24 protein-coding genes and 1 pseudogene are annotated in these 21648 nt (G+C 32.6%); all 25 read right to left on the bottom strand.

The window, feature by feature from the left end; genetic code table 11:
* Positions 1-16: 16 nt before the first annotated feature.
* Positions 17-1444 carry an adenylosuccinate lyase gene (gene purB, locus LF886_RS10340; RefSeq protein ID WP_109738461.1) on the bottom strand — a complete coding sequence of 476 codons (1428 nt, stop codon included), beginning with the start codon at positions 1442-1444 and terminating at the stop codon, positions 17-19.
* 388 nt (positions 1445-1832) lie between these two features.
* On the bottom strand, positions 1833-1973 hold the full coding sequence (locus tag LF886_RS10335) for a bacteriocin-like protein (protein ID WP_153816321.1): 141 nt from the start codon (positions 1971-1973) through the stop codon (positions 1833-1835).
* Positions 1974-2147: 174 nt separating this feature from the next.
* A complete protein-coding gene (locus LF886_RS10330) occupies positions 2148-3893 on the bottom strand; it encodes a CocE/NonD family hydrolase (RefSeq protein ID WP_236854024.1) in 1746 nt (581 codons plus the stop codon).
* Positions 3894-4680: 787 nt separating this feature from the next.
* A complete protein-coding gene (locus LF886_RS10325) occupies positions 4681-5028 on the bottom strand; it encodes a hypothetical protein (protein ID WP_236854023.1) in 348 nt (115 codons plus the stop codon).
* A 1-nt stretch (position 5029) separates the two neighbouring features.
* Complete coding sequence (locus LF886_RS10320; protein WP_236854022.1) at positions 5030-5887, bottom strand: RHS repeat-associated core domain-containing protein; 858 nt, start codon at positions 5885-5887, stop codon at positions 5030-5032.
* 85 nt (positions 5888-5972) lie between these two features.
* Positions 5973-6533 (bottom strand): hypothetical protein, encoded by a 561-nt coding sequence (locus tag LF886_RS10315; protein ID WP_236854021.1) that lies wholly within the window; start codon positions 6531-6533, stop codon positions 5973-5975.
* Between the two features lies 1 nt (position 6534).
* Positions 6535-6837: a hypothetical protein gene (locus LF886_RS10310; protein WP_236854020.1), complete on the bottom strand. Its 303-nt coding sequence runs from the start codon at positions 6835-6837 to the stop codon at positions 6535-6537.
* A gap of 255 nt (positions 6838-7092) precedes the next feature.
* Positions 7093-7677 carry a hypothetical protein gene (locus LF886_RS10305; RefSeq protein ID WP_236854019.1) on the bottom strand — a complete coding sequence of 195 codons (585 nt, stop codon included), beginning with the start codon at positions 7675-7677 and terminating at the stop codon, positions 7093-7095.
* On the bottom strand, positions 7667-8284 hold the full coding sequence (locus tag LF886_RS10300) for a M91 family zinc metallopeptidase (protein ID WP_236854018.1): 618 nt from the start codon (positions 8282-8284) through the stop codon (positions 7667-7669). Before LF886_RS10300 ends, LF886_RS10305 begins: the two co-directional genes overlap by 11 nt.
* 38 nt (positions 8285-8322) lie before the next feature.
* A pseudogene (locus tag LF886_RS10295) lies at positions 8323-8508 on the bottom strand (RHS repeat-associated core domain-containing protein); the annotation flags it as partial.
* Between the two features lie 32 nt (positions 8509-8540).
* Positions 8541-9101, bottom strand: coding sequence for a hypothetical protein (locus tag LF886_RS10290; RefSeq protein WP_236854016.1), 561 nt, complete (start codon positions 9099-9101; stop codon positions 8541-8543).
* 203 nt (positions 9102-9304) lie between these two features.
* Positions 9305-9733, bottom strand: a complete 429-nt coding sequence (locus LF886_RS10285; protein ID WP_236854015.1) for a hypothetical protein — start codon at positions 9731-9733, stop codon at positions 9305-9307.
* A gap of 15 nt (positions 9734-9748) precedes the next feature.
* The gene (locus tag LF886_RS10280) at positions 9749-10780 is read right to left on the bottom strand and encodes an RHS repeat-associated core domain-containing protein (RefSeq protein WP_236854014.1); all 1032 of its coding nucleotides are present in this window, start codon (positions 10778-10780) and stop codon (positions 9749-9751) included.
* Positions 10781-11021: 241 nt separating this feature from the next.
* Entirely contained in the window at positions 11022-11540 is a 519-nt protein-coding gene (locus LF886_RS10275; protein WP_236854013.1) for a hypothetical protein, read from the bottom strand.
* 133 nt (positions 11541-11673) lie between these two features.
* Positions 11674-11985, bottom strand: coding sequence for a hypothetical protein (locus LF886_RS10270; RefSeq protein ID WP_236854012.1), 312 nt, complete (start codon positions 11983-11985; stop codon positions 11674-11676).
* Between the two features lie 485 nt (positions 11986-12470).
* Positions 12471-13097, bottom strand: coding sequence for a hypothetical protein (locus LF886_RS10265; RefSeq protein ID WP_236854011.1), 627 nt, complete (start codon positions 13095-13097; stop codon positions 12471-12473).
* 39 nt (positions 13098-13136) lie between these two features.
* On the bottom strand, positions 13137-13562 hold the full coding sequence (locus LF886_RS10260; protein ID WP_236854010.1) for a hypothetical protein: 426 nt from the start codon (positions 13560-13562) through the stop codon (positions 13137-13139).
* On the bottom strand, positions 13522-13704 hold the full coding sequence (locus LF886_RS10255) for a hypothetical protein (protein ID WP_236854009.1): 183 nt from the start codon (positions 13702-13704) through the stop codon (positions 13522-13524). The genes LF886_RS10260 and LF886_RS10255 overlap by 41 nt, the downstream gene beginning before the upstream one ends.
* 56 nt (positions 13705-13760) lie before the next feature.
* Positions 13761-14357 (bottom strand): hypothetical protein, encoded by a 597-nt coding sequence (locus LF886_RS10250; RefSeq protein ID WP_236854008.1) that lies wholly within the window; start codon positions 14355-14357, stop codon positions 13761-13763.
* 481 nt (positions 14358-14838) lie between these two features.
* The gene (locus tag LF886_RS10245; RefSeq protein ID WP_236854007.1) at positions 14839-15762 is read right to left on the bottom strand and encodes an RHS repeat-associated core domain-containing protein; all 924 of its coding nucleotides are present in this window, start codon (positions 15760-15762) and stop codon (positions 14839-14841) included.
* A 102-nt stretch (positions 15763-15864) separates the two neighbouring features.
* On the bottom strand, positions 15865-16500 hold the full coding sequence (locus tag LF886_RS10240; RefSeq protein ID WP_236854006.1) for a hypothetical protein: 636 nt from the start codon (positions 16498-16500) through the stop codon (positions 15865-15867).
* Between the two features lie 93 nt (positions 16501-16593).
* Positions 16594-17187 carry a suppressor of fused domain protein gene (locus LF886_RS10235; protein WP_236854005.1) on the bottom strand — a complete coding sequence of 198 codons (594 nt, stop codon included), beginning with the start codon at positions 17185-17187 and terminating at the stop codon, positions 16594-16596.
* The gene (locus LF886_RS10230; protein ID WP_236854004.1) at positions 17139-17444 is read right to left on the bottom strand and encodes an RHS repeat-associated core domain-containing protein; all 306 of its coding nucleotides are present in this window, start codon (positions 17442-17444) and stop codon (positions 17139-17141) included. The genes LF886_RS10235 and LF886_RS10230 overlap by 49 nt, the downstream gene beginning before the upstream one ends.
* A 241-nt stretch (positions 17445-17685) precedes the next feature.
* Positions 17686-18204, bottom strand: coding sequence for a hypothetical protein (locus LF886_RS10225; RefSeq protein ID WP_236854003.1), 519 nt, complete (start codon positions 18202-18204; stop codon positions 17686-17688).
* 1 nt (position 18205) lies between these two features.
* Positions 18206-21646, bottom strand: a complete 3441-nt coding sequence (locus tag LF886_RS10220; RefSeq protein WP_236854002.1) for a DUF6443 domain-containing protein — start codon at positions 21644-21646, stop codon at positions 18206-18208.
* Positions 21647-21648: the final 2 nt, after the last annotated feature.

Genomic DNA, 21648 nt, shown 5'->3' with positions numbered 1-21648 from the left:
AAAGGCTGCATATATTTTATACTTTAAGATCAGCTTCCAATCCTATCAGGTCTTTATTCTGGTCCAAAATCGGCTGAACTTCATTCGCGATGAATTCCTCCGTCTGGATTGGTGCAAAACCAATAAAGTTCTTAGGATCTAAAACTTCTTTGAGTTTTGATTTGTCTAGTTTTAAAGAATCGTCATTTAAAATTCTTTCGATAAGGTCATTTTCTTTTCCTTCTTCCTTCACTTTCTTGGATGCTTCCATAGAGTGAACTCTGATCACCTCGTGAATTTCCTGACGGTCACCTCCTGCTTTTACTTCTTCCATGATGATGTATTCTGTCGCCATGAAAGGAAGTTCTTCCATAATGTGTTTGTTGATTCTGTTCGGATATACTACGATTCCGTTCATGATGTTGTTCCAGATCAATAGAATGGCATCAACAGCTAAAAACGCCTGAGGAATTGTCAATCTCTTGTTAGCAGAGTCATCTAATGTTCTTTCAAACCATTGTGTAGAAGCTACCATTGCAGAACTCGTTGTCAAAGACATCACGTATTTTGCCAACGCTCCGATTCTTTCACTTCTCATTGGGTTACGCTTGTACGCCATTGCTGATGAACCGATCTGGTTTTTCTCGAATGGTTCTTCAATTTCCTTAAGGTTTTGAAGTAAACGTAAATCGTTTGTGAATTTGTGCGCAGATTGAGCAATATTTCCTAATAAAGCTACTACTTTAGCATCAATTTTTCTATCGTAAGTTTGTCCGGAAACTCCGAAAACTTTATCGAAACCGAATCTTTTTGAAAGTTCTTTATCTAAGTGTTTTACTTTAGAATAGTCACCATTGAAAAGCTCAAGGAAACTTGCGGCAGTTCCTGTAGTTCCTTTCACTCCTCTGAAACGAAGGGTTTCAAGGAAGAAATCAAGTTCTTCGATGTCAAGAACCAAACTCTGTAACCAAAGTGTTGCTCTTTTACCAACAGTCGTCAACTGAGCGGGCTGGAAGTGGGTGAATCCTAAAGTAGGAAGGTCTTTATATTGAATAGCAAAGTCTGCTAAGTTCTTCATTACGTTAACCAACTTTTTCTTTAAGATTAAAAGTCCGTCACGAATTTGAATTAAGTCTGTATTGTCTCCTACAAAAGCTGAAGTTGCTCCCAAGTGGATAATTCCTTTTGCTGAAGGCGCCACATCACCATAAGCGTGAACGTGAGCCATTACATCATGACGGAATTTCTTTTCGTACTCTGCTGCTTTCTCATAATCGATATTTTCAGCATTAGCTTTTAACTCAGCGATCTGCTCGTCTGTAATTTCAAGTCCAAGGTCTTTTTCGATTTCAGCAAGAGCTATCCAAAGTTTTCTCCAATTCTGGAATTTGTTATTGTGTGAGAAATTAAATAACATTTCTTCACTGGAGTAGCGCTCTTCCAATGGATTTTTGTAGGAATTCATTCGTTCTTTTACTTTTTAGATGCACAAAAATACGATTTTTCAGTGAGAGATAAAAATCCTGCTTTCATGATTTTTCAACCATATTCCGAATCAAATAAAAGATTTGCATGTATACTTTTACCTTGAAGCAAAAGTATACAAAAGTTCAAGACGGGAATCATCCGCTAAAAATTTCAATGTACTCTTAAAATTTCCAAACTCGCATGGATCACATGGTTCTTCTTCGGCTCTAAATTTCGCCCATGCTCAGACAGTGGAAATTTTTTAACGGATTACATTCAAATTTTCTTAACGCTCCTGATTCCTAAGTCAATTAATGAATAGGACATAAAATAGGCTATTCCATTTCTGAAATAGCCTTTTCTTTACATTATTTTTATGAATAGAATTAATCAATAAGTCCGCATGGTGATCCTACAGAAATACATTTTTTCACAAATGAACACCAGAAGTATCCTGGCAGACACATAGGGATACCACCTTGAACTGTTTTCAATTCTCTTTTTGAAAGTTTTCTTAGATTTTTCATAGTACTATTTTTTGTTTTTTTCCTACTCTATATGCTTTTCGGATTACGCTTTAATTTGGTAATACCAATATACATATTTTTCAAATACAAAGACATAATCAGTTCATTTCACACAACTTATATTGCAATAAACTTTTTAATCCTACTATTAAAAACAATCAATAAATGTCACTATCATTCATTTAAAACCGGAATTTCCACATAGCTGTCATTGTACCATTTGATCTGCAGAGGAATGGAAGTATCTTTGATAGTTTCTGTGCTTACCTCCTTCCCTGTTCCGTAATTCAGTTGGGAGAACGGATTTTTATTAACATCAATTTTCACAACCAGCCTGCTTCCTTTCTGAAGTTTTTTGCTTATAAAATGGCTATTGGTAAATTCTATCCATGTTTTGTCTCCAGGCTTCAGAAGATTTCTTTTGGTAATATCTTTTGCATAGCTGGCTCTTCCGATATAATATGACAAATGGAAATATTTTCCTTCGGGAGTCAATTCATATAAAGTCACTCCAAGATCCACATCTTTTTTATTAATAGAGATGTGAAGTCCTCCCACAAAAGAACCATTTACAATTGTTGGTTTTTCTACCGGATTGCTGGTGAAAATGAAACCTGAACTTTTATCCAGCTCATTTTTCTCTATCGGAGACGGGTAATAATCACTGTTGCCACTCAATTTTCGATCTTTAAAATCAACGATCTGTGAAAGGAATGTATTTTTATTGGAAGTTTTGGAATCCAGAAAGTAAGTACTTCCCTTTTTTTGATGGGAAAGGTAAAATTTCAGAACCTCATTGTTCATTTTTTCAAAGGAGGGAGCACTGCGCCATTCATTAGCTCCCATGACTTCATAATTGATTTTGTCTTTAAGGACTGATGGCTTAGGCCCGTTTTTCAGGATATAATCAAACCATTCATAAGTGATTTTATTGATATCAAAAAGGGCAACCTCATCTACTTTGTATTCATTCACTTCTTTCTCACCTCCTTGCTGGGTTCCAAAATGTCCATAAGGGCCAATGATCAGATAAAACGGAGTACTTGGGCTATATTTCTGCAATTCTTTAAGGTAATAAAGACTGGAATTTTGAGAGTCGTTATAATATCCGTCAAAAGCAAGAACCGGAATAGTGATCTGTTTAAAATCGTCTTTATAAGGAGCCATCTTTTGCCAGTACTCATCAAAATCGGGATGAGTGATCCACCGTTGAAACCATCTGTTGGGTGTACCATCAATGCTGTCCATTTTGTTGTATGCCCCGCCTTTATCCCACCATGTAAACATCATTGATCTGAAACGCTGTCTGTCGTTTCCTGTTTCATTATCCAGATATTTGTTGTTTCCAACGTAAAATGCCCATTCATAATTGGGGTTAATGAATATATTATTTTCCATAGGAAGTCCCATTCCGGGACGGTTTGCCACATACGGAACAATCGTTTTCAATGCAGGGTGCATTGTTTTACAGGCTGCCCACTGGCTGAAGCCATTATAGCTGCCTCCATACATTCCTATACTTCCATTGCACCATTTCTGTTTACTGATCCAATCAATAACATCATAGGTATCTGTGGCTTCAAATTCATAGGGATTAATATTATTCGGACTCAATCTTTTGCCACGGGCATAGGCTATAACGCCTATATATCCTTTATCAGCAGCATTCTTCAAACTTTGAAAATCCCGTCCGGTATCGCGAACATAGATTGTAAACTGGAAAACCACCGGAAGGGGCCCTTTCTCTCCTTTCTTCTTCACAATCATAGCAGAAATCATAGCTCCATCTCTGGTTTTCACCATGACACTATCCTGGATGTCATAAGAGCTATCCTGAGTTTTAGCAATAGTAGACATGGCTTGTTGCCCCTGAACAGAGACAACTGCACATAGAAAAAGAATGAGCAGATATTTTATCATTTTTCTTTTGTTTTCGTTGACTAAGATACTGAAACATATGAGCCCGTAAAGTTGAACCATAATTGATTTTCTATATTTTTTAAAACAAACCGTTCTTAATCCATCTTCTTCTTCAAAGTATAGACAACAGCTTCACTTACTCTTTAGATTCCGATCATTTGATCTTTGTCGGTGATTGATCTATTTATTTGATTTTTGTGAATAGTTAGAAAATTAAAATATTCCAATGCGACCTGTTTTCATTACTCAAATCCATTTATTGAAATACGATTACTACCCCCTTCACCAACCCCCTCTACCCCCTTACCCAAGGGGGTATACCCGGTTATATAAGGGGCTGGAGGGAGTATCATAACGGGCTGCAACCCCTTCTGCAAGGGTGTATAGGGACTTATGAAACGGGCTAAAGATGGCTCCTAAGGGGGCTACCACCACTTTGATAAGGGGTTACAGGCACTTATTGAACGGGTTAGAGACCGTTGACTAAGGGGCTTTAGGCTGTTCTGAACTGGTTATAGCCACTTGGAGAAGGGGCTAGAGAGGCTTGTTATAGTGGCTGGAGGTGGTTTCGAAGTGGTTAGTGTGCTTTGATAACGCTTGATAAGTTAGGAACTTCATAAAATATAAACATCCACTGGAAACTTATCCTTATACTGGAAATGTAATGGTTTTCAGGGTAAAAGAGCAAAAACCACTGCAATTGCAGCGGTTTTCTGTTTTATTTATGAACACGAGCGAGACGCTCGCGACAGAGGGGGTTACTTATTATCATAAAAATTAGTTGTTGTTATTTTTTCTTAAACTGTATATTATTACACTTATTTTTTTCATACCAATCTAGCCAACCTTTTCGGTCTTTCTCATAAATTCCAGACGGATACAGACCTGCATAATTGAGTCTGCTTTCAAAAGAAACATGGGAATACTTTGAAATAAATACAAGGGATTTATTAAATTGACTGCCTTCATTTTTATTTATTAGACTATCAATAATCTTGATATTAGAAAAATATTCCTTTTTGAAGTCTAAATTTTCAATACAGCCTCCATTGACATACACATTGTTGCTTTTCTTTACAGAATTAGCACAATTCACTAATAGTAACAATACTACAATAAAAAATATATTTTTCATATTATGGCAATTTTGTTTTTTTAACTGTTATTCCTCCAGTAGTATCATTTTTCCAAATAGCTTGATTAGTTTTGGTTTTATCTTTTTCTTGGAATACATTGATACTCATTGGGCCTTCAGTTTCTATTCTTTCATTTCCATTTACTTTCCCCTCTTTCTTAAATGCTTTTTCATGAGCTTTATTAAAATCAGGATATGTTTTATTTCCAGCAGCGTCAGTTTCTATTTTTCCCACGCTTCCTTTTGCTATTCCCATTTTAGCTTTTTCCAACTGCTTAGTATGCTCATGAGTTATAGCTCCAGCACTGCTTGTTCCTCCTGCTCCAACTTTATCAAATTCTAAAACATCTGCCATATCAATTTCTCCTGTTTGAAAACTCCCAACCACAACTGATTTGTCGTTTTCTACTAAATCTTGGCTAACGATTTCTTTCGCTGTAATAACATCATTATAGCTATCATAGAAAGCTTGTTGTTCTTTCGTCAACGAAGCATCTTTATTAATCATATTGAGAGTTACTTTATATGTACTTGTACCAGCGATTTGAGTATAAACAGCTTCATATTTCCCACCGAGTGTATTCTTAACTAAATCTTTATAAGATTGCTCTGCTGAAGCGGTTGCAAATGAAAGAATTAATTCATTTCCGTCCGGATCGATAAATGCAATTGGATTATTTCCCGCATAAGTATAAGGTGACATTGGCGAGTACTTTTCAGCTTTGTTATCAATTACACCCCATCTTCCAATATCAGGCATATAGAATCTTGCTCCATAATCATACATTCCCGTTTCTTGAAGTTCCTTTCCGTTGTACTTGTAACTATAATAGCTTCCAAAATTAGAACTACTAAGCATCCCCTCAATATGATTTAATCCAAATGGATAATAATTGTTAACTTTAGAGTTTAGAACAAAAGCTAGCTTTGTTTTTTATTCAATATTACCAACACTCATAATGATCCGTCCATTTTTTACTCTCAATTATTTCAGTTTTAGCAAACTTAAAATAATATTTAGTTATTGATCCACAATATTTAGGAGACCCTACAAAAAAAGGAACAATATCAACTCTTAATTGATCATCTTTGATTTCCGAAAATACAGCGGCATTTAAAGGGCCATTTGGAACATCTGTATATTGTACAACATTTCCCCAAACAGTATTAAAATTTGTATTTAAATTCCAATTACTATTTAAATATTTATTAGATAGTTGTTTAAAATCTTTATCTTTCCTCAAAGGCTTTACTTCAAACTTATCTGATAAAATATCTTTATAAACATTTGTATAATCTTCCTTATCTAGGGGGTTGGGATATATTGAGCTATAAATATATACGCCCGAAATATCTTTACCAAACTTTTCTATTGAGTTTTTTTTACTTAGAAAGTCATTTTGAATTGCTGTATAAGCTTCACTATATCTAATTTTTGATAGAGACTGGCAATTGACAAAGGCAGAAATTACCATACAATAAATAAACATTTGGTAGGTTTTCATTTTATTTCTTTAAAGTTTTAATATATAAGTCTTTTTTAGTGTCAACCTTAGAAGGTCCTTTTTTGTATGCTTCATTACTAAAAGGGCTGAAATTTACACCTCCTACCTCTTTTGGAGAATAGGATTTTCGTTGTCCAAATGGTAATTTAAAGCTTTCTGATGCATCTAATTCAGTTCTGATAGTATTTATAACTTTTTCATTTGGATCTGGGTCACCATATATTATGTCTTGATCCTCAAGATTATTATACTTATGGTTTATTGGTATCAATGGCCTGCGACTCTCCAGCACTATTCTTTGCAAAACTTACCCTCACATTTCCTAAATGATCTTTATACTGATAAATATAACGGCTTTTCCAGAAAAATAGAAAAAACCACCACAATTGCAGTGGTTTTTTGTTTATCTGCCACACGAAAGGATTCGTGCGGCAGCGGGGGTAACCATTTAGATTACCCGGTTTTCTAAATAATTTATTTAAGTTTCTTTTTGTTGTATTCCATGATAAATTAAGCCAACATGTCTGAAACATTGCCTATTTAAGATATGTCCTTGAATCTATAATCGTATAAGTTTTTCTGAACAAACTCTATAAACCTTTTTTAGTTTTTTATCTACAATTAATGATATATAAATCATATCTTTTAATGGAATACATTTAGGATTATCAGTACTTTTTATTTTCGACACTCTATTTTGCTTTAGTTCTAATATATATCTATATATATTGCTCGTATATTTATCATTCAAAATGTAATCTGTATCAACATTCAAAGAATCGATACCCTTACTTGTTGATCTAAAGAAAAAGACTTTATCTTTCTTATAGATACTGGTTACATTTATAGTAGTTCCAGCATAATCATCTTCTAAGATATTTTCGATCACAAAAATAGAATCTTTAGGAAATGAAAACAAAATGTTCTTTCTATTACAACTATTAAAACTGGTATAGTGGTTTAAAGGGTCCGGTTTAATTTTTCCCATTTTAAGTTTATTAACATTTTCTTTTAAAAATGTATTATAGTCAGAATTGATACTTCTATTTATTATACTTGAATAAATATTACATTGACTTTTCATTTTACAACCAGTAAGGAAAATTGTAACAACAAATATTATTATGGTATTTTTAATATTCATAATTATTATTTTTAATTGGTTTATTTGTAGGATAATTTTCAGTTTTATCAATATATAAACTTTTTTTATTATCAGGAGTTAAAACAGATGTATCCGGCCTGTTAGGATTATATTGTGTTCTTAAAGGAAGTCCATCAGCTTTTCTGATTTTATTTTCAATATGAGAAGCATTTATTTCATCAACCTTTAGAACTCTTCCACTAGGTGTGGTATACCAAGCCTCTTCTCTACCTTCTTGCTTAGAAATATCTGATTTAGCATGTCCTAGTTCATGTCCTAATACTACATATGAATCTAAGTTTTGCATTCCTTCTGTAGTTGCTATCGAGACAGATTTACCAGTAACTACAACTATTCCTAACCCATTTAAATATTCGTTTACAGCTCCAGGATCTGTATTGGTTCTAATTCTCACGTCATTACCTTCTTGAGAAAAGAAATCTATAAGATCAGCTTTTCCTGCTGAATTTTCACTCAATTTATTGAGATCTGATATAATTCCACTTACTTTTGATATATCACCAGTGTATTCAGTATCTGATCTTTTTCCATTATCATAAGAATATAATTTTCCTCCTTCATATCTAGCTTTTATTTCTCCCCCCATTTATCAAACCCCATTGATAAAATTATATCTTTCCCCTGTCTTCCATCAGGATCAATAAATCTCAAAGGATTATTAAAAGCATAATTATAAGGACTATACCTTGTCATTTTCTCAGCCAGCGGATCCACCACACCCCATCTTCCCAAATCCGGTAGATAAAATCTCGCGCCATAATCATACATACCGATTTCCTGAAATTCCTTTCCGTTGTACTTGTACTGATAACAAATCCACCGATATGGGTGGCTTTTCTAAACTATTTAAAATATCCTTCTTTGTATTTTTTTATATTATAATATCCTCCATAATCACTGAAGGTTACTATATATTCATTTGCAAACATTTTATAAAGTATTGTTTGCACTCTTACAGGTTCAATTTTACTAGTTTTTAATATAAAGGTATCTTGTGGTTCTGTTTTTAAATAACTCTTTTCTATTTTTAGAATAGACATTTTATCAATCTTATTATCAATATCACTTACATTTATTAAAAAATCACCTCTTTTTTTCAGAATATTTATATTTTCAGATTTTATAATTTCTTTTCCTATAAAAAGTTTTTCCAAGAAAATATTTAAACTAGTATACTGTTGGGAATAATAATCTTTATACATTTCATATATTAAATCTATATTAGTTTCTATAACTTTATTATTATCCATTTTAAAATATAAATAATAATTAAAGTATGGTGATGGTAAACCATTTTGAACAGAGGATAACCTATCAATAAATTCTTTATTTTTAGTTTCTTTTTTACAAGAGATCAAAAATAATAAAATTAATAGTCCTAAAATGTTTAAGTAACTTCTCATACTATTTTCTGTTAATTCTTTTTCTTTTCTTCTTTCTGATTATTTGGTAATATATAGTTTTGAGGATTTGCTCTCACCCAACCTTGATTAACAATGACTAGGTTTTTAGTAGTTTTATTTATTTCCATAGGCTCTAAACCCTCCAACTCTCTTGCATCAACAACTCTGTTTCCACTAAATGAATAATGAGACCAAGGGATTATTTACATATTTAATGATTTTTCCTTATAATAAAAGTTCAAAATATTTAATACTAAAAGACTAATTAAAAATAGTATTGATGAACTTAAATATATGTCTTGTTCAATAATTCCTTTAAATAAAATCAGATTCTTAAGCCAAACAATCAATAAAAGTATTGAAGAATATAAAATATATTTAGAGTTTTTAATGAAAACCGTAAGTATGAATATTACTATTGATAGTAGTATTTCCAAATATAGTATGGAAAAATTACCACAATAATCTGCACTTAAGTTTATATACTTCCAGCTTGATGGATTAAACATTTGTCTCAATGTTTCTAAATCTAATATAGGATGCGGCGATGAAAAATTATAAGCTATTTTAATATTAGAAAATCCTATTATTACGAATAAAGCTAAAATAATAATTATATATTTCTTTTTCATATTTTATAAATTAGTTTAAGTTCCAGTTCCTTTCTTTTTTTGATTTCCAGTTCTTACATTTGGTTGAACCTGAAAGTTATTCCAATTAACATTTTGAAACCACTTTACTGGATTTACACCTTGATCTGTTCTTTGTATTAATGGCCTTAGATAAGGGGTCATAGAATCATCAATGTTAGTGTGTCCTGTTCCTGTCATTGTCGCTTTTATAGAGGTTTGACCAGTAGTAGTTTTTAAACCACCTCCTCCAGAAAACATATTTTTATCAGCACTTAAACTAATAATATTTTTAACATTACTTCCTAAACTTGCAGAATATGGATCTGAACTATAAGCAGTTCCTCCTCCTGCATTTACAGATACAGGTTCCATTGTTAAGACTAGATTAATATTTTCAGTTGTTGAGCTTGCTGCATTAAGAACATCTTTACCTCCTAAACTATGTCCTATCATTATAACATTCCCATTAGGATTTACGCTTCTGTAATTACTAATAGTTTGACCCATATGAGTCGCAGCCAGGCCACTGTCAGTTCCTGTATAAGCTGCAACTGCTATATTACTTCCCAAACTATTTTGAAGACTAGCTAAGGCTCCATCTGTTTGTAGATTTTTAGGAAGATTGGAATAAAGGGTATTCGCTCCACTTCCAACACCGTCTCCATTTCTTCCGTCAGCTCTTCCTAATCCTAAAACTACTAAGGTTGAATGATTTTTATTAAAATTATCCGCAGGAACAGCTTCTAATCCTTCTAACTCTCTTGCATTTACAACCCTGTTTTCTGAGAAATTGTAATGAGATTGGTATGCATATTTTTCACTTAATGGATCTACATTAAAGAACCTTCCCATTGCAGCATCATAATTACGCCATCTATATGAACTCCATCCTGTTTCTAATTGTTTTTCCTGTCCTTGAGAAGAGTACTTATAATTTGGAGATATTGAAAGCGAAATATTCAAATCCCCTCCAAACTCTAACCCAAAAGGATAATAGTGAGTGGTTCTGTCTATTTTCAGGTTTCCGGAAGCATTTTTGTAATACACAAGTCTGATGAGTTATTATTTACCAACACATCTGAAACCCCATACATGATCTCCAATATTTTAGATAGTCTATTTTTCTCTTTTCTTCTGCTCTGGATATCTCAATATTATGTCAAATTCAAATTTTTACTAGTATTTTAAAAATTAGTGTATTGGTTTCCAATACACTAATTCATTACCAATATGTTTGAAACATTACCCACTACACAAACAACACGCCCACAAGGGAAAATTTTATTCACTATTTATTTAGTTCTTGTTGTAAACTATCAATAGCTTTATTTGCCTCTTGTCGCAATTTAGCTCTTTCTTTTACATTATCCCCAATAGTAAAATAGATCCAATTTAACATTTTCATATTAGCACTACTATAGTTATTAGAATCGTTATTGTATCTACCTTTAGGTTTAATGCTAAATTTTCCATCGTACAAATCAAATACATATGTCTTTCCATCAATTAATTTATTATGATATTTTTGATAATCATAATCTTCAATTTCTTGAATGATGTTGTGGTTTTCAGTATAAAAGAATTTGTTCTTTAAAATTCCTCTATTTCTTAAATACGGAGTATATAGAACTTCATTTTTAGGGATATTGAAATTTAAAGACTCTTTTTTGACTTTTTCTTCAAAAACAATTATAACTACTCCTTTATATTGGTTAGGAATGTAATAAGAAATATTTTTGGAAGAATTACTATTACAATTTAAAAATAATGCTAGTATCAATAGCAAATAAAAATTTATTGTTTTCATATTACCATTTTTTAGGAGGTGGAATTATATTGTTATTCTTATCAAAATAAATTATTTGGTTAAACTGAGACATTGGTCTTTTATTATTTCCTGGCAATGATGTCGTTGGGCCTACTATTTTTCCACCAAGAGGCTAAGAGTTCCCTAAAATTACACCTTGTCCATTTTGGCCCATAATAAAAGTTTCATTCGCCGGAAAATGATCACCAGATACAGTTCCTCTGATATGCAACATTTTATTGCCGCTTGAAAGTGAAGTTGTTGTAATCGTCATTGAAGGTTTAGCATCTATATCAGGGGGAAAAGCAACCAAATCATTATTACCTGAAAGATGCATTTCTAAATTAAACTGATTTTTATCTTTAACCAAGGATGCCGTTAAGGAAGCTTCAGATAAAGTTGTCTCTCCTGAGGATAAATCTTTAGAATGTGATCCTCTAGCCACAACATTTACTAATGCATCTTTAGCTGAATTTGCTACTAAGTCCAGATCTAGTTTCCTGTAATTCCTGCTCCTACATTTTATAGTTTTTGTAGAACCACCTCCAAAATTATACTAGCCTTTGAATAACTTTTGAAATTTTTAATTTGAGTTGATTCCTTTTAAAAATAGCGTTGATTTTCAACGCTATTTTTATTACTAAATATTTAGAGCATTCCAAAAATCTTATGAATTATAAGCAACTATATCAAAATATATCCCGTATGAATACATTAAAAAAAATAAAATATTAATTGTCAAAAACAACCATTTAAATTTGCTTTTAAGTTTTATTGAAACAATAATTGCAAATAAACTATAAAAACAGCCTATCAAAGAAAGAGCAATCATTATATTTTGTGTCATTAAAAATGCATAATTACTTTTAGAAAAAATTCCTATTAATAGGAAGTAGATAATATTGATTATCAAAATTATAATATTTTTTTTCATGGCTTCTTTTTTTCTTTTGTATTTAATTCTCTTACTACAGCATTATATGCATTATAGCGATATTTATTGTCAATTTCAGTATGTGCAGCACTTACAGGTACATTTATTCCTTTTGTTTTTGAAGGATTATTAATTTCAATATCTTCTCCACCTATGCCGGAATGCATGAATCCATCATTTTTGTTATAGTAATTAACAACGGTTTTAACATTAGATGGGATGTTATCATCATCAATTCCAGATCGTGGATCATCAGCTATGTCTAACGTAAATAATAAATCAACCTTGATATTAGGATGTTCATTTACGAGTTCAACCTCATTATCTGCTCCCATACTATGCCCAACCATGATTAATTTACCACTTGGACTCTGTTTCCTAAAGCTTTGAATTGATGATAAAATATCATTTTTAGTATTTTCTCCTTTTGAAGAAGCGAAAACACCTACTTGTGTTGTTTTGCTATTCAGATTGTTAAGAATACCTATACCATCATAATCAATTCCACCGTCCTTATTTATCTTTCCAAAATTTTGTGATTGAGTTGCCCCATCAGGAGGATTTGCTCTCACCCAACCTTGATTAACAATGACTAGGTTTTTAGTAGTTTTATTTATTTCCATAGGCTCTAAACCCTCCAACTCTCTTTAAAAGCCCCCTTTTTAAAGCCAGCCAATAATATCCTCTTTTCCTTTGCCGATTGGAAGTAAATATTGTACCTTATTATTCTCAATTTTTAAAAAAAATGGATCTTTTAGATTTTTATTTTCTAAAATATAAACGCCTTCAGTCGCACCATCTAAATCAGGTTTTTCGCCTTTATAAGAATTATAATCTGTAATAGTAAATTCACAATTATATTTCTTAAACTCCTTTAGTATCTGAATATATCCCTCCTTGTACTCTTTTGGTTTATCTTTATAGTAAGAGCTATAAAATTTCTCAGCACTCTCATTATTTAATTCACTAAAAAAAGTTGCAAAAACCGGGTCAGTATATTGCTGCTTTGACTTTGAACAGCTAAAGCAGAAAAAAATAACTGCTAAACTATAAACCAATACCTTTAACTCTGTCGTTATCGTTTTCATTATTTTTGTTTTTTTGCGGTTTTGAATTACCTTCAGGAGTTTTTCCCATCCGAATATTATTATTTTGTTCTCTTAAGTCTTCTCCTAAATCTCCAGGATTATGTCCATTAAATCCTTGATATGAACTTTTAGTTTTTGGCAATTTGATTCCTCCAGCAGCTGCAACATTTATAACAAAATCTGCACAATTATTTGTATTTAAATCATATGTCGTATTTTTTTTGAGTCAACAAAATCTAATATATCGTTGAAATTTATCTCGCTAATACTTCTTGTTTGTACAACCTCGTCTTCATGCCCTGCATTATCTTTTATTTTTCCACTAGCACTTGATGCAAGAGGATTTACACTGGGAGGATAGGGATAAAATCCAAAAGTTTTAGAATCCGTTGTCCCATCAGTATTCTTTCTATTTAAAGTTACAAATGAATGTCCTGAGTCTCTCTTAGGTAAAATTTGATAAACATCCCTATCTCCTCCATCACCTGGCTGATCAACATGAATAACTAATTGATAATTTTTCCCTGTTTTACCATTAGCAAAAGCTTCTCTAATCTTATTAGAATCTATTGCCTCTAGACCTTCCAATTCTCTATGAGATATAACTTTATTTTCCGAGAAATTATAATGCGACTGGTAAGCGTATTTTTCACTTAATGCGTCAACATTAAAGAATCTTCCCATTGCAGCATCATAATTACGCCATCTATATGAACTCCATCCTGTTTCTAATTGTTTTTCCTGTCCTTGTGAAGAATACTTATAGTTTGGAGATATTGAAAGCGAAATATTCAAATCTCCGCCAAACTATAACCCAAAAGGATAATAGTGAGTGGTTCTGTCTATTTTAAGGATTCCGGAAGCATCCTTGTAATATGCCAGTCTGATGTTTCCTACCTGATCTGTATAGTTGTAAATATTGATTTTTCTTCAAAGAAATAAAACAGACAACCTAATATGGATACCTGTTTTATATATCTTTAATAATAGAAACTAATTTTTTTGAAATTTCCCTATTATCTTACATCTAATTGTATAAACACTAATGATAAATAAACGATTAGAATAAGTAAAATAATATTAATCAAAATACAAATTATATCTTTCAAAGATATTTTTCCTTTTGCATATACTAGGTTAATCCCTAATAATAATCCAATTGATATACCTGAATAAAGAAGTAAGTTTTTATTATCCCCTCCATTAATATGTATATAACAGATAATAGTACTATAAATCCAAATTAATAAATTGAATATAAATATTATATAATTTTTCATGGCTTTTTATCTTCTTTTTTGTTTAACTCTCTTACTACGGCATTATATACATTATATCGATATTTATTATCTATTTCAGTATGTGATGCATTAACTGGTACATTTAAAATTTTTGTTTTAGAAGGATCTTCTGCTTCAATATCTTCACCTCCAATTGAACTTCCCATAAATCCATCATTTTTATTATAATAGTTAACGGCAGTTTTAACATTAGAAGGTATACTATCATCATCATAATCATCTGCTATATCTAATGTAAATAATAAATCTACTTTCACATCTGTATACTTATTAACTAATTCTATAAGATTATCTGCTCCTCTACTATGCCCAACCATAATTAATTTACCGTTCGAGCTCTGTTTCCTAAAGCTTTGAATTGATGATAAAATATCATTCTTGGTATTTTCAGTGTTTGAAGAGCCAAACACACCTACTTGTGTTGTTTTGCTATTCAGATTGTTAAGAATACCTATACCATCATAATCAATTCCACCGTCCTTATTTATCTTTCCAAAATTTTGTGATTGAGTTGCCCCATCAGGAGGATTTGCTCTCACCCAACCTTGATTAACAATGACTAAGTTTTTAGTAGTTTTATTTATTTCCATAGGCTCTAAACCTTCCAACTCTCTTGCATCAACAACTCTGTTTCCACTGAAGGCATACGTTGACCAGGTATGATAATTTTCTGCTAACGGGTCTATATTAAAGAACCTTCCCATTGCAGGATCATAATTTCTCCATCTGTAAGAGCTCCATCCTGTTTCTATCTGCTTTTCTTGCCCCTGGGAAGAATAAGTATAATTTGGATTAATAGAATTAGATGTACTCAATTCCCCACCAAACTCAAGCCCGAAAGGATAAAAATGAGTAGTTCTGTCTATTTTCAGGCTACCGGAAACATCTTTATAAAACACAAATCCGGTATTTCAAAATAAAATTATAGCATTGAGAACAATACCATAAATAAGCAACACATTTGTAAAATTACCTTTTACTGATATTATTTTAATTGAAAGTTATTCATCCTCATTCTTACGTATTTCAATATTTCCTTCTTTCATAATAAATCTGAATCCGAAAGGTATAGCTAAATATTTCAAAATATCAGGACGAGCAAAAGCAACATGAAAAAAGTGTACCATTTTTAATGATTTAATATCATCATTATAATCATCAGTAATAAGATACCAACCGCTTTCGTCCTGAGGTGAATCATATCTAATTCCTTCAATATCTTTTCCTTCATAAACACCATCTGAAATAACCACAGACTGATTGAAGTTTGGAAAAAGAGGAACAAGATTCTGTTGCCAGCATATTTCACTTTGCTTTCTAACAACTGAAATTGCCATATCACAGCCTTTATTAAAGTCACTGCCGTCAGAGTTTGCTTCATATATATCATAGCAGTTATTTTCACCCAACCTAAATTGTAAAAGCCACGAATAATAACCAATATTTTGGTTTTCAGAAATAATCGGTTTACTATCTACAATATAATCTATAATGTACTTAATAACCTCTATATAGTTTTCGGGTTGATTATTACCAATAATAACTTTAATTTCTTTAGATATATAAGAATTTAATCCTTTGGTTTCCACATAAATATTATCATTTACATTTACTTCAATTTCGTTATGTAGTATCATATTTTTAGTTAATTATTTAGTCACTAAGTTCAGGAAAATGCCACACAAAAATATTCGTGTGGCAGCTGTGATTTTGCTATTAAAATAAAGTCCTTAAATAGCCGACTTTCTATTAATATCAAAGATGTCAATATCTTTTTTTTGAAATATGTCTTCTAATGCTGATGTACCATTTTCCATTTTATATTCGAGTTCTTTATCAGAAATAGGAATGCATAAAAGCCAATGTACAGTTTTCGTTTCAAGTTTTAGTGGTTGTAATTTATCCTCCCACAAAAATGGTGATATAAACATAATATGTTTCATTTCAGAAGTTTCAAAGTACATTTCAACGATTCTCATAAATACTGAGCCTGGTTGACATTCCCACCCATTATTAGTAATATAAAACCCTGATGTGGAAAGAATATTAGCCAACATTCTGAATTCCCTGTAACCACCAATTAAAAGTTCTATTGGAATGTTTTTAAAGCTATTATCATTCATTTCAATTTTATTGGGGTGATCAGACACTCCTATCGTACCACAAATTTTTATTCTAGGATAGAGAGGGTCATCACAGGTGAAAATATCGAAAAAATTCTTTTCGTCTTTGTCATAATGACGATCAATCATTTTATTAATACCAACAATATTTGTTATATAGTTAGAAAGTTTTTTATTTTCTTCAGAAGCTTGTTGAGACATAATTTTTTTTTAATATAATTATATTTTTCACTCAACGGATCCACATTGAAGAACCTTCCCATCGCAGGATCATAATTTCTCCATCGGTAAGAACTCCATCCTGTTTCTGTCTGCTTCTCCTGTCCTTGGGTAGAATACTTGTAGTTTGGAGATATTGAAAGCGAAATATTCAAATCCCCTCCAAACTCTAACCCAAAAGGATAATAGTGAGTGGTTCTGTCTATTTTCAGGTTTCCGGAAGCATTTTTGTAATACACAAGTCTGATGAGTTATTATTTACCAACACATCTGAAACCCCATACATGATCTCCAATATTTTAGATAGTCTATTTTTCTCTTTTCTTCTGCTCTGGATATCTCAATATTATGTCAAATTCAAATTTTTACTAGTATTTTAAAAATTAGTGTATTGGTTTCCAATACACTAATTCATTACCAATATGTTTGAAACATTACCCACTACAGAAACAACACGCCCACAAGGGAAAATTTTATTCACTATTTATTTAGTTCTTGCTGTAAACTATCAATAACTTTATTTGCCTCTTGTCGCAATGTAGCTCTTTCTTTTATATTATCCCCAATAGTAAAATAAATCCAATTTAACATTTTCATATCAGTACTACTATAACTATTAGAAGTTTTATTGTATTTATCCTTAGATTTAACGCTAAATTTTCCATCGAACAAATCGAATACATATGTCTGCCCATCAATTAATTTATTATGATATTTTTGATAATCGTAATCTTCGATTTCTTTAATGATGCTCTGATTTTCAGTATAAAAGAATTTGTTTTTTAAAATTCCTTTATTTCTTAAATATGGACTATATAGAATTCCATTTTTAGGAATAGTGAAATTTGAAGATTCTTTCTTGATTTTTTCTTCAAAAATAATTATAATTATTCCTTTATGTTGATTAGGAATGTAATAAGAAATGTTTTTGGAAGAACCATTACTACAATTTAAAAATATTGCTAGTATCAATAGCAAATAAAAATTTATTATTTTCATATTACCAATTTTTTGGAGGTTGAATTATATTATTATCCTTATCTAAATAAATTATTTTATTAAACTGAGACATTGGTCTATTATTATCTCCTGGCAATGACGTGGTTGGACCTTTTATTTTTCCACCAAGAGGTCCAGAATTTCCTAAGGTTACACCTTGACCATTTTGGCCTGTAATATAAGTTTCATTCGCCGGAAAATGATCACCAGATACAGTTCCTCTAATATGCAACATTTTATTACCGCCTGAAAGTGAAGTTGTTGCTATTGTCATTGAAGGCTTAACATCTATATCAGGAGAAAGAGTAACCAAATCATTATTGCCTGAAAGATGCATATCTAAATTAACCTGATTTTCATCTTTAACCAAGGATACCGTTAAAGAAGCTTCAGATAGGGTGGTCTCTCCTGAGGATAAATCTTTAGAATGTGACCCTCTAGCCACAACATTTACTAATGCATCTTTAGCCGAATTTGCCCCTAAGTCCAAATCTACTCTTCCATAGATTTTGGATGAAGCATTTGGATTGGTACCAGGTTTTCTATCAGCACCGTCTCCCGCAAATGGCCCTTGAACTCTAAACCCCCAATGATTCCCATAATACGTAAGTGCTGGTAGAGGTCCTCCGAATGAATCGAAAGGAGCATAGCTTGCAGTATGGATGCTTATACGCTCTAAACCTTCCAACTCTCTTGCATCAACAACTCTGTTCTCTGAGAAATTATAATGTGACTGATAAGTGTACTTTTCACTCAACGGATCCACATTGAAGAACCTTCCCATCGCAGGATCATAATTTCTCCATCGGTAAGAACTCCATCCTGTTTCTGTCTGCTTCTCCTGTCCTTGGGTAGAATACTTGTAGTTTGGAGATATTGAAAGCGAAATATTCAAATCCCCTCCAAACTCTAACCCAAAAGGATAATAGTGAGTGGTTCTGTCTATTTTCAGGTTTCCGGAAGCATCTTTATAATACGCTAATCTGATGTTCCCTACCTGATCGGTATAATTGTAAATATACTTATTTTGAACGAAATCATAATAGCCTTCTGAGGTAGGAACAAAACTTAATACATCATTACTATACTGAAATCCGTCTAAATAATCAGTTGTGTTGACAACCTCCATCTGAGCTCTTCCTGTTCCGGAGGTATAGACTTTTCTAAGCTTAGTTCCGCCAGCATTATACAGATATTTTGTATTTACATTATAAGTATTCTCGAAATCATGGGTGACATATGTTTTATTAAATTTTATGTAGTTGGGAAGATTCAGATAATTATAATCTATTTGTAATATTCCTCTATCCTGATGGTTGATCATATTACCATTGCCATCATAGGGAATTGCAGTTGGCACATAGGCTGGATAGCCCGCATAATTGCCCGAAGCATCACTTACTGTATTAAGTCTGTTCCCTGAATATATGTAACTAAGGTCATCTATCTGTTGTGCCCCAAGCCCCTGCAATAGCCTATTTCTTTTAAGGGTCTGAATATTTCCGTTTACGTCATAGCTCAAAGATTCATTGTAATAATTATTTTGGGGAACTGTTGCGTTAGGTTCAGAATAAATTCCATTTTTCAACCGATCTAATCCATCATACTGATAATTATACCTTCTGAAGATTCCATTATCAGCACTTGCCCAGTCTATCTCTGCAATATTCCCATTGTATTTTCCGGCAGAAACTGTAGAATAAGCAGGATTGTGGTATTTAAGCTCATAAGCGAAAAGTTTCCCGTTTAAATTCAGAGGATCATTTACTTTCGTAAGCCATCCTCTGATATTATAGGTTTGGTCTATAGACTGTAAGGGTGTCCCGGTAGTATTACCTGTTTTTTTATTGGTAAGCTGTCCCAGATCATTGTAAGTATTTTCCACCAATAATTCTTCTGGCTGAGTATTTACTTGGTGATAATGTTTTAGTAGTCTTTTCTGATCGTCATATACAAACCTTTCTTTGATAACAAGCTCAGCATCTGAAGTTCCTTTTTTGTGATAGGTATAGCTTTCATCCACAGAACCTGAGAAATCAAGCTTAAACTCTTTTTTGGTGTATCCACCCAAATGGTTCCAACTTTTCTCACCTACTTTCTGCCCTTTGGTATTGTAGTAGAAATAGGTTTTCGTCCAGTTGTCATCTTCTATATTTTTTACATAAGAAGCTGTTGGAAGTCCGGACGTATTGATACCTCCATTCTGTGTCGGATCAGGGTTGATTACAAACTGATCAAGGATCTTCGCAGGAGGAAATTCTTTGGCATCCCTTGGATAGCTGTCATAGTAATTGACGGTAAGCAGCGTGGGAAACCCTGAAAGGAAATTGTTGGTATAATATACCATGAGCCCATTTTTGTCAAACCCCACCCTGTCTGTCTGGCTTTCGCTAATCACCTGACTGCCGATCTGGCTTTGCATTGCAGCCCTGTCTCCACCAGCTATAAGTCCTGTGTAAGCAACACGCCCAAAGCCATCATACTTGATGAGCAGCCATTGTCCTTTATTCTTTAGGTTTACATCCTGAGTAAGGACCGGGCGGTTCGCAGCATCATACACCACTGATTCCCAATCATCCCTTCCTGGCAACCTTTTCTCTACCTGTCTGCCCAGTCCATCATATCGATACTGGTAGCACAGGCTGTTCAAAATATCCGTGGAAACAGCATTGTTATTCTGTTCTATTTTCTTTACCGCCAGAGCAGGAATTACAAATGCTTTTTGCCCATATTCGTTGTAGACATAATAAGTATCAATGTTCTGTGATCCATCAGTTCTGCGTACCAGTACAATTTCACCACGTCCATTCTGAAACTGTATTACCGGAGTTCCGTCTTCATCGGTTACTGTATTTTTATACAGAATTCCTGCATCATAAAAGCCATTACCTGGTGCTAAAGATACCGAGGAAATTGTTTTATTATCTGTTCCTACCGTACTGGTGGTAGTACTGGTAATAAATTTCTTTACCTCTGTGCCTTGGTTTACTTCATATTTATACTTTTGGGTATGTCCGGCTCCCATCTTCCATGGATCTCCCGGCTGAGCCAATTGTAGTACCCTGTCTAAAGGAGAATTTTCAATTTCTTTTTCTGTATAGGCATTGACCACTCCATAATAAGAATTAGCCGTACTCTCATTCACAATCCCAGTATGAATAGCAGAATTGAGGGTATTAGCCGGAACAGGAAGAATATCCTTGACTTGTCTGCCAAACCCATCATAAGTGAAAGGGGTAACCAGGTCTTTTCCGGTAGTAGTTGATTTTACACTGACAATTTGTTTGGGTCTTCCCAACCCATCGAAATAAGTAATAGTTTCTATTTTCTTACTACAATCACCGCTTAGGCAGGTTTTGGATTGTATAAAGTTTTCTGTTGTACTTTGTGCATAGGTCACCATCACTGTAAACAGCAGACCTAATAGTTGTATTTTTTTCATTG

The organism is Chryseobacterium sp. MEBOG07 (genome assembly GCF_021869745.1).
Taxonomy (GTDB): Bacteria; Bacteroidota; Bacteroidia; order Flavobacteriales; family Weeksellaceae; genus Chryseobacterium; species Chryseobacterium viscerum.
This window is presented reverse-complemented; position numbering and strand designations above follow the sequence as displayed.